Annotated in this window: 16 protein-coding genes; 5 read left to right on the forward strand and 11 right to left on the reverse strand. The window is 65.2% G+C overall.

Annotated elements, in window-relative coordinates:
• Together C4301_RS01850 and C4301_RS01855 are read right to left on the reverse strand one after the other, a co-directional pair.
• Nucleotides 1–1040: phytoene desaturase family protein (locus C4301_RS01850; protein WP_352413418.1), on the reverse strand; the 1040-nt coding region annotated here is incomplete at its 3' end.
• Nucleotides 1037–1519 (reverse strand): peroxiredoxin, encoded by a 483-nt coding sequence (locus C4301_RS01855; protein ID WP_352413419.1) that lies wholly within the window; start codon nt 1517–1519, stop codon nt 1037–1039. The genes C4301_RS01855 and C4301_RS01850, both read right to left, overlap by 4 nt.
• Before the next feature lie 81 nt (nt 1520–1600).
• Between C4301_RS01855 and C4301_RS01860 the strand changes: the two genes are divergently transcribed.
• The 5 genes from C4301_RS01860 to uvsE are packed head-to-tail and all read left to right on the forward strand — an operon-like array spanning nt 1601 to nt 5307.
• The gene (locus C4301_RS01860) at nt 1601–2854 is read left to right on the forward strand and encodes a cryptochrome/photolyase family protein (RefSeq protein ID WP_352413420.1); all 1254 of its coding nucleotides are present in this window, start codon (nt 1601–1603) and stop codon (nt 2852–2854) included.
• The gene (locus tag C4301_RS01865) at nt 2851–3456 is read left to right on the forward strand and encodes an SDR family NAD(P)-dependent oxidoreductase (RefSeq protein ID WP_352413421.1); all 606 of its coding nucleotides are present in this window, start codon (nt 2851–2853) and stop codon (nt 3454–3456) included. The genes C4301_RS01860 and C4301_RS01865 overlap by 4 nt, the downstream gene beginning before the upstream one ends.
• 23 nt (nt 3457–3479) lie before the next feature.
• Nucleotides 3480–3941 (forward strand): flavin reductase family protein, encoded by a 462-nt coding sequence (locus C4301_RS01870; RefSeq protein WP_352413460.1) that lies wholly within the window; start codon nt 3480–3482, stop codon nt 3939–3941.
• Nucleotides 3938–4450, forward strand: a complete 513-nt coding sequence (locus C4301_RS01875) for a YceI family protein (RefSeq protein ID WP_352413422.1) — start codon at nt 3938–3940, stop codon at nt 4448–4450. The genes C4301_RS01870 and C4301_RS01875 overlap by 4 nt, the downstream gene beginning before the upstream one ends.
• The gene (gene uvsE / locus C4301_RS01880; RefSeq protein WP_352413423.1) at nt 4447–5307 is read left to right on the forward strand and encodes a UV DNA damage repair endonuclease UvsE; all 861 of its coding nucleotides are present in this window, start codon (nt 4447–4449) and stop codon (nt 5305–5307) included. Before C4301_RS01875 ends, uvsE begins: the two co-directional genes overlap by 4 nt.
• A gap of 232 nt (nt 5308–5539) precedes the next feature.
• Here the strand turns inward: uvsE and C4301_RS01885 are convergent, their stop codons facing one another.
• The 9 genes from C4301_RS01885 to C4301_RS01925 are packed head-to-tail and all read right to left on the reverse strand — an operon-like array spanning nt 5540 to nt 14073.
• On the reverse strand, nt 5540–6988 hold the full coding sequence (locus C4301_RS01885) for an SDR family oxidoreductase (protein ID WP_352413424.1): 1449 nt from the start codon (nt 6986–6988) through the stop codon (nt 5540–5542).
• Nucleotides 6985–7992 carry a type 2 isopentenyl-diphosphate Delta-isomerase gene (gene fni / locus C4301_RS01890; protein ID WP_352413425.1) on the reverse strand — a complete coding sequence of 336 codons (1008 nt, stop codon included), beginning with the start codon at nt 7990–7992 and terminating at the stop codon, nt 6985–6987. The genes C4301_RS01885 and fni overlap by 4 nt, the downstream gene beginning before the upstream one ends.
• Nucleotides 7944–9515, reverse strand: coding sequence for a phytoene desaturase family protein (gene crtI, locus C4301_RS01895; protein ID WP_352413426.1), 1572 nt, complete (start codon nt 9513–9515; stop codon nt 7944–7946). The genes fni and crtI overlap by 49 nt, the downstream gene beginning before the upstream one ends.
• A 55-nt stretch (nt 9516–9570) precedes the next feature.
• Nucleotides 9571–10593: a glycosyltransferase family 2 protein gene (locus C4301_RS01900; protein ID WP_352413427.1), complete on the reverse strand. Its 1023-nt coding sequence runs from the start codon at nt 10591–10593 to the stop codon at nt 9571–9573.
• Nucleotides 10580–11236, reverse strand: a complete 657-nt coding sequence (locus tag C4301_RS01905) for a lysophospholipid acyltransferase family protein (RefSeq protein WP_352413428.1) — start codon at nt 11234–11236, stop codon at nt 10580–10582. The genes C4301_RS01900 and C4301_RS01905 overlap by 14 nt, the downstream gene beginning before the upstream one ends.
• A 12-nt stretch (nt 11237–11248) precedes the next feature.
• Entirely contained in the window at nt 11249–11965 is a 717-nt protein-coding gene (locus tag C4301_RS01910) for a lycopene cyclase domain-containing protein (RefSeq protein ID WP_352413429.1), read from the reverse strand.
• The gene (locus C4301_RS01915) at nt 11962–13113 is read right to left on the reverse strand and encodes a cytochrome P450 (protein ID WP_352413430.1); all 1152 of its coding nucleotides are present in this window, start codon (nt 13111–13113) and stop codon (nt 11962–11964) included. The genes C4301_RS01910 and C4301_RS01915 overlap by 4 nt, the downstream gene beginning before the upstream one ends.
• Nucleotides 13110–13244 (reverse strand): hypothetical protein, encoded by a 135-nt coding sequence (locus C4301_RS01920; protein WP_352413431.1) that lies wholly within the window; start codon nt 13242–13244, stop codon nt 13110–13112. Before C4301_RS01920 ends, C4301_RS01915 begins: the two co-directional genes overlap by 4 nt.
• A 4-nt stretch (nt 13245–13248) precedes the next feature.
• The gene (locus C4301_RS01925) at nt 13249–14073 is read right to left on the reverse strand and encodes a phytoene/squalene synthase family protein (protein WP_352413461.1); all 825 of its coding nucleotides are present in this window, start codon (nt 14071–14073) and stop codon (nt 13249–13251) included.
• Nucleotides 14074–14164 lie beyond the last annotated feature (91 nt).

Here is a 14164-nt window from a genome sequence, read left to right on the forward strand (position 1 = left end):
AGGGTGACCGCCCGGAAGCCCCTTGGTCCCCGTCCGGCCGGAGCGATGGAGAGGAAGACCCAACCCCCCTCCCCGAGCCACTGGTGATAAGGGGCGGGGTGGGCGAGCACCCCCTCTTCCACCCCTGCGTAGACGGCGAAGGCCCCCCAGGCATCCCCCGGAGGGGCCTGACGCCTCCCCAAGGGCCGGTCCTCGGGAAGGACCCTGAGCCGGGCTAAGTCCCAGGGGGGAAGGTTGGCCAGGAAGACCTCTCCGGCCAGCCGGACCTTTTCCTTCCGGTGGAGGGCCACCACCCCCTTGACGCGCCGCCCCTCCACCTCGAGGCCCACCGCCCGGTGCCGGTAGAGAACCCGTCCCCCAAGGGCGCGTAGGGCCCTTTCCAGGGTTTGGCTCACTTCGCCCATCCCCCCTTGAGGCAGGGCCACCCCGCGGTGGGGCAGGTCAAGGGCCGCGGCCCCGTAAAGGGCATAGGGGTCCACCGTCTGGGCGCTGATGAGGGCTTGGCCCTGGAGGAAGAGGGGAAACCACCCTGCCCTTGGGGTGTAGCGGGAAAGGGGAAGGAAGGCCTCGGGTAGCAAGGGGAGAAGGGAGGGCAGGGCCCCGAGGAGGGCCTTCCACTCCTTAGGGTGGGCTGGGGGGAAGGGAAGGTGGGGGGCAAGCCGCCAGAGCCTTTCCGCCCTCCCCTCCTGCCAAAGGAGGAAGGGGAGGACGTCCCGTCCGAAGCCTGCCCCTAAGGCTTCCCTCTCCGCTTTCCTCCCTACAGGCCTCACCACCTCCCCATAGGGGGATTGGACCCGGATTAGGGGGCTTCCTTCGGGTAGACGGGGAAAGGGGAGAGGGATTCCCACAGCCTCCATGAGCTCGAGCCCTCCGAGGAGGGTGGCCCCCGCGTCGAAGAGGAAGCCCCGGTGGAAGAAGGTGCCCGCGAGCCCACCGGGGTAGGCCTGAGCCTCCAGGACCGTGACCTCGAGGCCCGAACGGGCCAAAGCCAAGGCGGCGGAAAGGCCTCCGACCCCAGCCCCGATGACCACTGCCCTCATCGTCGGGCCCTGAGGTAGGCCAATACGGTGTCCGCGTCTTTGAACGGGTTCACGTTCCGCCAGACCTTCTCCACCCGGCCCTCTGGGGAGATCAAGAAGGTGTCCCGGCTGTAGAAGCCGAAGAGGCTTTTCACCCCGTACGCTCGGGCCAGAGTGCCCTGGGGATCGGGGATCATACCCCCTTTGAGGGCCAGCCTTTCCACGAACTCGCACTGCTCCTGCGCGGGGTCGTGGCTCACCCCGAAGACCTCCGCGCCCAAGGCTTTGAACGCCTCGTACAGCTCGGCGTACCGCTTGGCCTGGGCGGTGCACCCAGGGCTTTTGGCCTTGGGGTAGAACCACAAGACCACCCACTTCCCTCGGAAGTCCACCTTCCGGCCGTAGCTGTCCACAGCCTCCAGGATGGGTGCGGGGTCCCCCGGGCTCACCGCCTTCCCTAAGCCCAAAAGGCCCAGGAAGAGGAGAAAGGCGCGTTTCATCCTTTCACCTTAGCGCCCTTTTGGGCGGGATTTTGGGCTCAGGGCACACTTTTGCCCCTGAGGATCCCTTAGGCTTGCCCTGTGGTTCTGGTCTGGCACCGGGCAGACCTACGCCTACACGACCTTCCTGCCCTCCTCGAGGCCCTCAAGCGGGGCCCCGCCTTGGGTCTTGTGGTCCTGGACCCCCTTCTTCTCAAGACCCATCCCCGGCGCCGGGCCTGGTTTTTCGCCAACCTGCGCGCCTTAAGGCTTGCGTATGCCCAAAGGGGTGGCCTCCTTTTGATTCGGGAAGGGCCTCCTTGGGAGGTGGTGCCCTGGGTGGCCCGGGCGGTGGGGGCGGAAGCGGTCCACGCCTCCTTGGCCTACACCCCCTACGGCCGGATGCGGGACGAACGGGTGGGCCGGGCGGTTCCGCTCAAACTTTTTCCCGGCCAGTACGCCTTCTCTCCCGAGGCCCTTCCCTTTCGTCCCTCCTTCCGCGCCTTTGAGCGGGCCCTGGGCCCCCTGCCTCCCCCCCTCGAGGCCCCCCTGCGCTTCCCCCCAGTCTCCCTGGACCTTCCCCTGGGGGAGGTCCCCCAGGAGATCTTCCCCGACCTTCCCGAGCCCGGGGAGAGGGCGGCTTTAAGGGCCTTGGAGAGGTTTCTCTCCGGGCCCGTCCACCGCTACCTTCTGGTGCGGGATGCCCTCGAGGCAAGGACGAGCCGGCTTTCCCCCTACTTCACCCTGGGGGTCCTCTCCCCCAGGCTGGCCCTCAGCCGGGCTTTGGCCCTGGAGGGGGAAGGCCCCAGGAAGTGGGCTTCAGAGCTGGTCTGGAGAGAGTACTCTGCCCACCTCCTTTACCACCGCCCAGAGATGCTCCATACCCCCTTGGACCCCCGGTTTGCCCGCTTCCCCTGGCGGGAGGATGAGGAGGGCTTCCAGGCCTTTTTAGAGGGGCGTACGGGGGTGCCGGTGGTGGATGCGGCGATGCGGGAACTTCGCGCCACGGGCTTCGTTTCCAACCGGGCCCGGATGCTCGTGGCCCAGTACGCCGTAAAGTATGCCCTTCTTCCTTGGAAGAGATGCGAGGAAGCTTTCCGCCATCTCCTCTTGGACGGGGATACGGCCAACAATCTGCAGGGCTGGCAGTGGGCGGGGGGGCTGGGGGTGGACCGGGCCCCCTACTTCCGGATGTTTAACCTGGTCAAGCAGGGCTACCTCCACGACCCCGGTCTGGCCTGGCTTAGGCGCTGGGCCCCGGAGTATCCCGGGTACGAGCCCGTGGGGGTGGACCTGGAGGGGATGCGGAGACGGTATTTGGACCTGGTTCAGGGCCTGAAAGGGGGTGGGGCGTGAGGAGCTTGGTCATCGGGGCAAGCGGCGGGATCGGTGGGGCCATCGCCCGGCTCCTCTTTGGGCGAGGGGAGGTCTTCCTGGCCGCAAGGCGGATGGAAAAAGCCCCGCCGGGGGCGGTCCGGCTGGAGGTGACGGACGAGCTCGAGGTCCACGCCTTCTTCCAGTCCCTTCCCCCTTTGGACCTCCTGGTCTATGCCGTGGGGGCGGTGGAACGCTCGCCTTTAAGAGACCTTCCCCGCTCCGCCTTTGAGACGGTGCTGGGGGCCAACCTCACCGGGGCCTACCTGGTTCTCAAGCACGCCCGGTTTACCCCTGGGGGAAGGGGGGTTTTCCTCGGGGCCTACCCGGGGTATGTGCGGGTGCCTGGCTTTGCGGCCTATGCGGCGGCGAAGGCGGGCCTCGAGGCGCTTTTGGACGTGGCCCGCAAGGAGTTCCGCCGCGAGGGGGTCCACTTGATCCTGGTCCGGCTCCCTGCGGTGGCCACCGGCCTCTGGACCCCTCTGGGCGGGCCTCCCAAAGGGGCCCTTTCCCCGGAGGAAGCGGCCTCGAGGCTCCTTTCTGAAGCCCTGAAGGACCCTCCGCCGGAGGTGGTGGAAATTTGAGCTACCGGAGCTACTTCTACCCCATGCACCTCGCCCTCCTTTCCGTGGGGCGGAACTTCATGCCCCTGGCCTGGTGGACCCCCGTCTCCAAGGAGCCCTTCCGCTTTCTCCTGGCCATAGACCGCAAAAACCATACCCTTTTCCTCCTGCGGGAGCTCGGGGAAGCCGCCCTCTCCTTCCTCCCTTGGGAGGAGAGGGCCTGGGTGGTCCGCTCCGGTTACCTGTCTGGCCGGAGGGTGGATAAGGCCGAGAAGTTGGGGGTGGCCTTGCGGCCCGCCCAGAAGCTTCAGAAGACCCTGGTGCCCGAAAAGGCCCTGGCGGTCTTTGAGCTGAAGGTGGAGGAGTGGCCTTCAGATGGGGACCACGCCCTTTTCCTTGGGGAGGTCCTCCACGTGGAGGGAAGTCCGGAGGCCCGCAGGAGGCCTATCCTCTTCCTCGGGTTTCGGGACTTCGCTACACTGGGGGAGACCTGGAGGCACCGATGAGGAAGCTTTTGCTCCTTTTCCTTCCCCTTCTGGGCCTGGCGCAGGCGCCCTACTCGGTGGAGGGGTCGGCGGTCTACCGGGGGACGTTTCTTTTGGGAGCCTGGGAGGGGAAAAACCCCACCGCCCGGGGAGAGGTCTTTTGGGATGGGAAGGAGAAGGCGGGCGGAAAGGTTTGTCTAGACCAGAGGGCCTGGGACTCGGGCAACGAGGAGCGGGACGAGAAGGCCCGGAAGATCCTTAAGGTTGAAGCCTATCCCGAGGCCTGTCTGCATCTGGAACGGGCTTATCGGGATGGCGAGGTCTTCTGGGTGGAGGGCCGGCTAGAGATGGTGGGCCAAAAGCGGCCTGTGCGCATTGAGGGGCGGCTTTTTGAGGGCTTTCCCTTGAGGTTTGAGGGCCGGTTCCGGACCCGCTTTTCCGATTGGGGCCTCGAGCGGCCAAGCCTCCTCTTTCTCCAGGTGGACGACCCCGTGGAGGTCCGCCTTAGGGCCACCCTCCATCTGAAATGATCCGGCTGGGCTATCCCTGTGAGAACCTGACCCTAGGGGCCACCACCAATCGGACCCTTCGCTTGGCCTCCTTGGCGGAGGAGCGGGCTTTGGCCAAGGTGGAGGAGAACCTGAAGGACCTGGAACGGATCCTCCTATGGAATAGGCAAAACGGCTTCCACCTGTTCCGCATTGGCCAACACCTTATCCCCCTGGCCTCCCATCCCCTTTTCCCTTACCCCTGGGAGAAGGTGCACGCCAAGGAGCTGGCCCGGCTGGGAGGCGTTGTCCGTTCCCTCGGGCAGAGGCTTTCCATGCATCCCGGCCAGTATGTGAACCCTGGGAGCCCCTCCCCAAAGGTGGTGGAGGCCTCCTTGGCCGAGCTCCGCTACTCTGCCCGCCTCCTCTCCCTCCTCGGGGCAGAGGAGGGGGTTTTGGTCCTCCACCTTGGGGGGGCTTACGGGGACAAGGAGGGGGCTGCTCGGAGGGTTTGGGAGAACCTGAAGGGGGAAAGGGAAGTCCTCCGCTACCTGGCCCTGGAGAACGACGAGCGGCTTTGGAGCCTCGAGGAGGTCCTTCCCGTCTCGGAGAGGCTTGGGGTGCCGGTTGTCCTAGACACTCTGCACCATGCCCTGAACCCTGGTCGCCTCTCTCTAGAGGAGGCCTTACACCTCTGCGTTTCCACCTGGCGGACGCGGCCTAAGGTCCATCTGGCGAGTCAAGACCCGGCCCGTCGCCTTGGGGCTCATGCGGCTTTTGTATCCAGGGCGGATTTCCAACGACTCCTCCAGGCTCTTCCAGCCCCCTTGGACATCATGGTGGAGGCCAAGACCAAAGAAAGGGCCGCCTTGGTCCTTTTGCAAGACCTGGCAGCCTAAGGTGAGCCCCCAGGAAAGCGGAAAACCCCTTCAGGCTATCCTAGCCTCTGCCCCTGGCCCTTCCTCCAGGGTTTTAGCCCGGGCGGTGGGGTAAACCAGTATGCCGTAGATGGGCTTGGCAACGAGGTCGGCGATGCTGTAGCCCACCTGAATGGCCAGCTCCTGTGCTGCTCCGCCCGGGAGCCAGGTTCCGAGAGCGTAGGCGATAGGGTAGAAACCCTACCCCATACCCTCACCATGGAGCTTTGGCTCCGCCGCTGCCCCGCCTTGGATCCTCCCCCTGGGCCCTCGAGGCGATCGCCTCTGCGAGGTCGCTGAAGATGATGCGGTGAAAGGGATAGAGAGCCCACCAGTAAAGAAAACCGAGGAGGCCCTTAGGTTCGAAGTAGGCCGTCTGGACTAGGCGGGTACCCCCTTCCTCCGGTAGGCCCTGCCACTCGAGCCAGGCCCTACCCGGCAGGCGCATCTCCGCCCTCAGCCTGAGAAGCCGAGGAGGCTCCACCTCCTCCACCCGCCAGAAGTCCACCGCCTCTCCGGGGAGGAGCTCCAGGGGGTGCCGCCGTCCGCGCCGAAGCCCCGGTCCACCCAATAACCGGTCTAAAAGTCCCCTCAGCGCCCAGGCCCAACCCCAGACGAGCCAGCCCTGCTCCCCACCTAAAGAGGAGAAGGTGCGAAAAACCGAGTCCGGATCGGCCTTCACGACTAGGGTTCGCACTTCCCGGATCAGGCCCTCCCGGTCCTCCAAATACACCCCCTGGCCCCCAAGGGCACCCGACCAGTGTGTTTCCACCTCTTTGAGGGCGATCCGTTCCAAGGCCAGCTCCACGGACCTACGGTAAGACAGGGGTTCGACCTCGGGGAATCGCCTTCGCGCCCAGGCGGTGTTCGCCACTAGGGGGTGCAGGATCCCTTCCACCAGGTGGACGGCTAGACGGGTGGGGATAGGGGTGACCAGGCCCACCCACAAGGCCGCCAGACGCGGCGCTAGCACGGGAACGGGAAGGATGAGCCGTTTAAGGCCGCGGACCTCCGCATAGATCTGCATCATGGCCTTGAAGCTCAGGGGTTCCATCCCCACCTCCACGATCCCCGAGGGCCCCCTGTCCAAGGCCAAAAGCAGGTAGTTGAGGATATCCCGTATCGCGATGGGGGAGACGGGGTTAAGGACCCAGCGGGGAACCAGCATGATGGGCAGTCGTTCCGTGAGGTAGCGGGTCATTTCGAAACTGGCCGACCCCGAGCCGATGATCGGGCCCGCTCGGAACTCCGTGGTGGGTAGGGCCTCCCGGAGGATCCGCCCCACCTGGGCCCGGCTTTGAAGGTGGAGGGAAGGGTGGCCACCCTTGGGTAGGAGACCGCCCAGATAGATGACGTGTCCTACCCCCTCCGCTCGAGCCACCTCAGCAAAGTTCTGGGCCCAAAGGGGTTCTTTCCGTTCAAACTGGGGTTCGTACAGGCCGTGAACCAGGAAGTAGGCGGCCTCCCTTCCCTCGAGCGCCCTTTGCAGGCTCGGGGAGTCGTCCAGGCTTCCCGGGACCACCTCCACCTGCCCTGCCCAAGGCCGGCCCTCCAGCCGCCGGGGGTCTCGGACCAGGACCCGGACCGAATGCCCCCGCTCCAAAAGCCGGGGAATGAGCCTTCCACCCACGTACCCCGTAGCCCCCGTCACCAGGACTCTCATGATGCGGCCTCCCACCGTCCCCGGGCCTCCTGGGGGGTTTTGGCCCCGATGGCGAAGAGGGCGATGCGCATCTCCTCCAAATAGTTGGCGATCCACTCCGCCACCCTTTCCGGTCCCGCAAGGGCCGGGTTTAAAAGGGGTCTGGCCACCCCCACCAGGTCTGCTCCAAGGGCGAGGGCTTTCGCCGCGTCCGTTCCCGTGTACACCCCCCCGGAGGCGATAAGGGGGAGGTCTGGGAGCTCCTCTCGGCACTCCCGGATGGCCTGAGCGGTGGGGATGCCGATCTCCGAAAGTTCCTGGCGCACCACCTGTCCGAAGCGCACCCACTCCTCCACCCGGGCCCAGCTCGTTCCCCCTGCCCCCGCCACGTCCAAAGCCGCCAGGGGAAGCCCCTTAAGCCTCTTGGCCGCCTCCCGGCTAAACCCGTGCCCCACCTCCTTCAGGAGGACGGGAAAGGGAAGGGTGGGCAGGAGGTCTGCGAGCTTTTCCAAAAGGCCCCGGAAGTCCGTATCCCCCCCCTGCACCGCCTCCTGGAGAGGGTTGACGTGGAGGGTCAGGGCGTCCGCCTCGAGGAGTTCCACCAGGCGCAAGACTTCCTCCCGGCCATACCCTCGGTTGAGCTGGACCAGGCCCAGGTTGGCGATAAGGAGGACCCTGGGGGCCACCCGGCGCACCTTGAAGCTCCTTAAGGCCTCCGGGTTTTCCAGGGCGATCCGGCCGCTCCCTAAGGACATCCCCACCCCAAGGGCCTCCGCCGCCTCGGCCAGGGCCAGGTTGATCCGCTCTCCGAGCTCCTCCCCTCCGGTCATGGGGGAGACCAGGAAGGGGGCCTTCAGGGTCTTGCCTAAAAACGAGGTGGTAAGGTCCACCTCGGTCAAGGAAAGCCCCGCCAAGGGGTCGTAGCGGAGGCGGTAGCGTTCAAACCCCGTGCTCACCCCCTGGTAGGCCACCTCACCTAGTAGGCAGGCCTCGAGGTGTTTACGCTTGCGGGTACGTCCTTCCATCCCAGATCCTCCGCGACCAGCCGGGCGGTCATCTTTGCGGACATCATGACCGAGGGCAGGCCCGCCCCGGGCTGGTAGCTCTGCCCCACCAGGTAGAGCCCCCGCACCTCCTTCGACCGGTTCTGGGGTCGGAAGGAGGCGGACTGCCACAATACGGGCTCGGGGCCGAAGCCGCTGCCCAAGTGACTATTCAGGGTCCATTCAAAGTAGTCGGGGGTGATGTAGTGCACGTAGGCCAGCCGCTCCCTAAGCCCCGGGAGGAAGTTTTTTTCTAGGTAATCCAGGGCTTTTTCCGCGTAGACGGGGCCCAGCTTTTTCCAGTCTAGCCCGCTTCCGTTGTGGGGTACGGGGATCAGGGTGTAGGCCGCATGGTGCCCCGGGGGGGCCAGGCTGGGGTCGGTGAGGGTGGGAAGGTGGAGGTAGTGGGCGAAGTCCTCGGGGAGGACCTTCCGGTCGAAGATCTCCCGGAGGAGCCCCTCGTACCGCTCGGCCAGGAGGACGTTGTGGTGCCGGAGCCTTTCCCCCTCATCGCCCCTGGCCTTGAACCCGAAGTAGAGGACGAAAAGCCCCATGGAAAGCCGGGTCGTTTTGAGCCGCAGCTCGGTGAGGAGGGATCTGGCCTCGGGGGGGAGGAGCTGGGCGTAGGTGTGGACGTAGTCCGCATTGGAGACCACGATCTCTGCGGGGATCTTCTCCCCGCTCTCCAGCACCACCCCCTCGACCTTGCGGCTTCTGACCAGAATGCGGCGGACTGGGGCTTGGTAGCGTACCTTCCCGCCCAACTCCAAGAACTTCCGTTCCAGACCCCTGACCAAGGCCCCCGTCCCCCCTAGGGCGAAATGAACCCCCCAGTTCCGTTCCACGAAGTGAATCATGGCGTAAAGGGCGGGCACCTTAAGGGGGTTCCCGCCGATCAGCAGGCTTTCAAAGGAGAAGACCTCGCGAAGCCGGGGGTCTTTAAAGTAGCGGCTCACCAGGGTGTAAAGCGGCCGGACCGCGTCCAGCCGGAAGAGCTCAGGGGCAATGCGGAGCATGTCCCAAAGGCTGGAGAAGTGGGTGAAGCCGAGTTCGAGAAAACCCTTTTCAAAGATGGCCCGCGCATGCCGCTCAAAGGCCAGGTACCCGTCTAGATCCTCGGGGGCCAGCCGACGGATCTCCTCGAGGAGCTGTTCCCGGCGATTGGTGTAGTCAAAGTGGCTTCCGTCCGGGAAATGGATCCGGTAGAAGGGGTCTAGGGGGATGAGGGTGACGTATTGGTCTGTGTAGGAGGTCCCTTGGCCTTCGGGAAAGTCCGGGTGGAGCCTGGGGTTTCCGGGGGCGGTGGCGAAGAGGTCCTCGATAAAGGGGGGAACGGTGATGACCGTCGGCCCCATGTCGAAGGTAAAGCCTTCCGCCCGGTGCACAAAGGCCCTCCCCCCCGGTCCAGGAAGCTTGTCCAGAAGGAGGACCTCGAGGCCCATGGCCTGAAGCCGTATGGCCGCGGAGAGCCCCCCCACCCCTGCTCCGATGACCACCGCGCGCATGGAAAGGAGTATACCCTCCCCTTTGGGGGCAACCTGGGTCCTTCCTACAGAGGCCTCATAGGACCCTGCCCTTCCAGCGCGGCCTGAGAAGGGCCCGGAGGTAGATGGGGATGAGCAGAACGGGGCTTAGGGGGGTGAGGAAGGCCGAACCCAGGGGCCCACCCGTTTTCCAGGCGATCAGGAGCCGCTCCAGGATGCCCAGGACCCCTAGGCCCCAAAGCCCATAGGCCCAGGGCAGGGTGTAGAGGGCCAGGTGAAAAAAGGCCGAGGCGAGAAGGATCGTCCAGTGGCCGTGCAGGGGAAGGAAGTTCTTCCCAAACCCCTCCACGGCCTCGAGGTAGCCTCGGTACATCCGGACCTTAAGGAGGCCATCCCCTAAGACCAGGTCCATGGGCAGGCCCCGCCGTTTCGCCAGCCGGGCCAGGGCCACGTCCTCAATGGGCGAGGACCGAACGGCCCGGTGGCCGCCCAGCCTCTCGTAGGCCTCCCGGGAAAGGACCATCACCTGGCCGTTGGCGGCGGGAAAGTGGGGCAGAAGCGGGTAGGGCAAAAAGGAAAGAAGGCCGTCCATCACGAAGGGCACGGTGGCCAGCTCTAGAAGGCTGCCTGCTTTCTGCCTGGGAAAGGCGGAAAGAAGCCCTCCTCTGTAGCGGGCGATCAGCGCGGATAAGGCGCCCTCTTCCATCTCTACATCCGCGTCCACAAAGACCAGCACCTCCCCCTTGGCCTTTTCGGCGAGTTGATGGCAGGCCCAGTTCTTGCCCACCCAGCCCCTGGGCAAGGGCCTCCCCTTGAGGGCCTGGAAGCCCGGGGTTCCCCCCCCCAGGCGGAGGGCCAGCTCCAGGGTCCCGTCCTCCGACTGGTCGTCCAAGAGGAGGACCTCGTCCGCCCCTTGCCTCAAAAAGCGGGGGAGGGTCTCTTGGAGGCGGTGGGCCTCATTCCTGGCGGGGATGAGCAGGCTGACCCGCAGGGGGGGTCTCGTCGGGGTGGGCCTTAGAACGGGGAAGAGGACAAGGTTGGTCAGGGCGATGCCCAGGCGGAAGAGGAGGAAGAGGAGAACCCCTTCAAAGAACCCCATGGCCTCCCAGCCACTCGTCGGGTCCTCTGGCCCCTTTGAGGATCAGCCTGAACCCGGGAAGGGGCCTGCGGGGATGGGTTTGACCCTGGAGCGCATCCACCTCCTCTGCAAGGGCCGCCATCGCCTCCTCCAGGTCCTTAAGCCTGGGGGGGACCGGAGGGCCAAGGCGGAGATAGGCCTCGGGAAGCTCAAACCCCCGGGCGTAGACCCGGAAGACCGCCGGGATGAGGGGGACACCGGCCTTTTCCGCCAGGTAAACCGCCCCCCGCTTGAGGGGTCCGATGGGTCCTTGGGGGCGCAGAAGGCCTTCGGGGAAGACCGCCACCCGTCCCCCTTCCTTGAGGACCCTGAGGGCTTTCCGCACCTCCTTTACCGAAAGGCCGCCCAGAAGGCGGAAGTAGGGGAAGGCGCGTAGGTTGGCCTCGTCCATCAGGAAGTGCCCCTTTGCCCCTAGGAGGAGTAGGGTGAAGTGGCCGTCAAAATAGGTCTGGTGGGTGGCCGCCAGGACCAAAGGGCCCTCGGGAAGCTCCCCTTTGAGGTAAACCCCATGGAGCCTGCGTTGGAGCCGGAAGCGGAAGATGGCCCAAAGGAGAAGGCCAAAGGCCTGCCCGAGGGGTCGCTCCTTCTGAAGCTGCCCGAGCATGCCCTTACCCTATCAGGAAGGCTTCCCCCCTTGAAGCCTTTGAAGCCTCCGTCTGGCCTCGGGATGCCAGACGAGGAAGAGCCCTTGGACGATGGCCAGGTTGACCACCAGAAAGAAGACCATCTCCTCCAGCGGAAGGCCGAATGGGGCGATTCCCAGGGTATACCGCTCGGATATCGCCCAGATGCCCATGCGAATGGCCAAGAGGTCCGCGCACCACAGGTATAGGGTAGGGAGGAGGACGCTCAGCAGATAGGGCTTTAGGGCGCCCAGAAGCAGGTCTCCTCCGAAGGCCCACTGGAGGGCCAGGGGTGGGCCAAACCAGAGGAGGATTAGCCCCAGGTAAACCCCCTTCTCGTTCTGGACCAGAAGCCCACCCAGCAGGCTGAGCAGGAGAAACCCCATTCCCCCGAGGCTCCGGGCCCAGGCCGGCCCCCCAGGCCCGGGTTGGAAAAGGCGATGGGCCACAAGGCCAGTGAGAAGGGGCTGGAGGACGAAAAACAGGTATTCCTCAAAGGGCACGTATCCGATCCGGAACCAAACCCGCTCCGGAGGGTAGGTCCAAACCCCCCGGTAGACCAGGTAGTTGTCCCAAGGGGTGGTCCAGAGGAGGGCGATGAGGGGCATAAGGAGGTACCCAGGCGCCCTGGACCCTTTTGGGACACCCCCAAGGGCCAGCCACAGAAGGGGAGGAAGGAGGAAGACGAGGTGAAACTCCAGGTAGGTCATCCTTCCTCCGAGACCACCGCCCAGAGCCCCCCTTTGGGCCTTAGGGTGATCCCCGCCTCGAGGCCGGGTTCCTTAAGGAGGCCAAGCCTGAAGCGGGCAAAGAGGGCCCGCAGGGCCACCACGCCCTCCAGAAGGGCGAAGTCCTTGCCCAGGCAGATCCTTTGCCCGAGGCCGAAGGGGAAGTAAGCCCCGGGCCTGGGCGGGGTTTTGAACCGCTCCGGCCGGAAGGCCAAAGGGTCTTCCATCTGGGTCCTTTGGGTGGCGAAGGGGGAAAGGACCAGGAGGGTCCCCTTAGGAAGGCTGAGCCCAGGAAGGACCAGGGGGGCCTCCAGGCGCCGGCTGAGGACCCAGGCGGGAGGGTAAAGCCTCAGCGCCTCTTGGAAGACCCAGAGGGCGTACGCCTCGCTTTCCAAAAGCCTCGGCACGTGACCGGGGTGCTTCATGAGCAGGTAAAGGCTCCAGGAAAGGGCGCTGGCCGTGGTCTCATGCCCCGCGATGAGCAAGGTCATGGCCTCGGAGAGCGCCCGTTCCTCAGGGAGGGCTCGCAAGGGGGGGAAGCGCACCAGGAGGGAGGCGGCCGCCCGCATCAGCCTTCTTTTTTCCCGGGCCAAGGCCCTGCGGTGCAGGGGGGAGAGGAGGAGCCAGGGGGTCTTGGTGGCGCGCATGACCTGATCAAGAGCCCTAAGGCTCGCCTCGGCGACCTCCTGGGGTAAGGGGCCTCCAAAGTAGGCCCGGCCCAAAAGGCGGAGGGAGAGGGCAAGCATCTCGTGCTCGAGGTCCTTTTCCCCCGGGCGCCACGCGGAAAAAAACGCCTCGGCCTCCTCCTCCAGAAGGGGTTTAAGGGCAGGCATGGCCTTGGGCAAGAAGGGGTCCTTCAAGGCCGTGCGAGCCTTCTTCCACCCCGGCTTGTCATCGGTGAGGAGGCCTTTGCCCGTGACCCGGGCCAAGGCGGTGTACTGGAAGGTCTTTTTGCTCGTCTCCGCCTGCAAAAGGACCTTTTCCACCCCTTCTGGGTCAAAGAGGAAGGCCACAGGGGGTCTGGGGAGAAAGAACCGGCTCCCCTTGCCCGCCAGGGTTTGGAGAAACCCCAGGGGGTTTTCCCGCAACCGGGGGAGGTCTGGTGCCAGGGCCCTCAGGCTTAGGGTCATGGCTTGACCGGGCAGGCGGGGGGCCTGAGGAGGAGGGGGAAAGCGGAGAGGATGAGAAACAGTGTCCGCCCCTCCGGGACAAGGAGGGCTAGGAAGAGGAAGAGGCCGCTTAAGAGGTAGCGCCAGCGCATGGGTTCAGTATAAGACCCGGGCCAGGGCCCGGGGGAGGAGGAGGGCCCTCTCCAACGGCTGCAGGTAGATCCGTTCCTTCAGATTGGGGAAGGCCTGCCGTTCCAGCTTGTCCAAAATCCCCCGGTACTGCAGGGCGGCCAGAGCCACCGCGGCCCGGCCTGTCTCGAGGTGGCGAAGGCCTTGAAACCCCTGCTCATAGAGCTTTCTGGCCAGATTTGAGAGATGGCGCATCAGATCGGTGTACCCCTCCGGAACCTCCATATTCTGAATCTTTTCCAAATTTACCCCGTACCGCTCCAGGAGGCTTAGGGGCAGGTAAACCCTTCCCCGCCTCAGATCCTCCCCCACGTCCCGGAGGATATTCGTGATCTGCATGGCCTGTCCGAGGGCAATGGCCTCCTTTTCCCCCCCTCTGGCCCCCGCCACCTTGGCCATCAGGAGGCCCACTGTCCCGGCCACCTGGTAGCTGTAAAGGAGGAGATCCTCCTCATCCTGGATGCGCACGGGGCCCAGGTCCCGCAGGAGGCCGGCTTTGAGGTCCTGGAAAACCCAGAAGGGAAGCTCGAACCGCTTTAGGGTCCAGGTCAGGGCGGCCTCCCAGGGGTACTCGGGGTTTCCCGCATAGGCCCGCTCCACCCCCTGCCACCAGGCCTCGAGGTCGGCCCCGGGGGTGGGGCTTTCGTCCACGGCATCATCCCCCAGGCGGCAGGTGGCGTAAAGGCTCCAGACGGCCCTCCGCACCTCGGACCGGAACAGGAGGCTGGATAGGTAGAAGGTGGTGGAATACCTCTGGATGATCCGCACCAGGCTTTTCCAGTCCGGTTCCATGATGGCCGAGTCTACCGGGTCTTCCCCCATGGGAATGTGGGTTTTGATCACACTTCCAGCCCCAAATTGTGTACAAGACCTTGACAGAAAG

Source organism: Thermus sp. (genome assembly GCF_040290245.1).
Lineage (GTDB): Bacteria > Deinococcota > Deinococci > Deinococcales > Thermaceae > Thermus_A.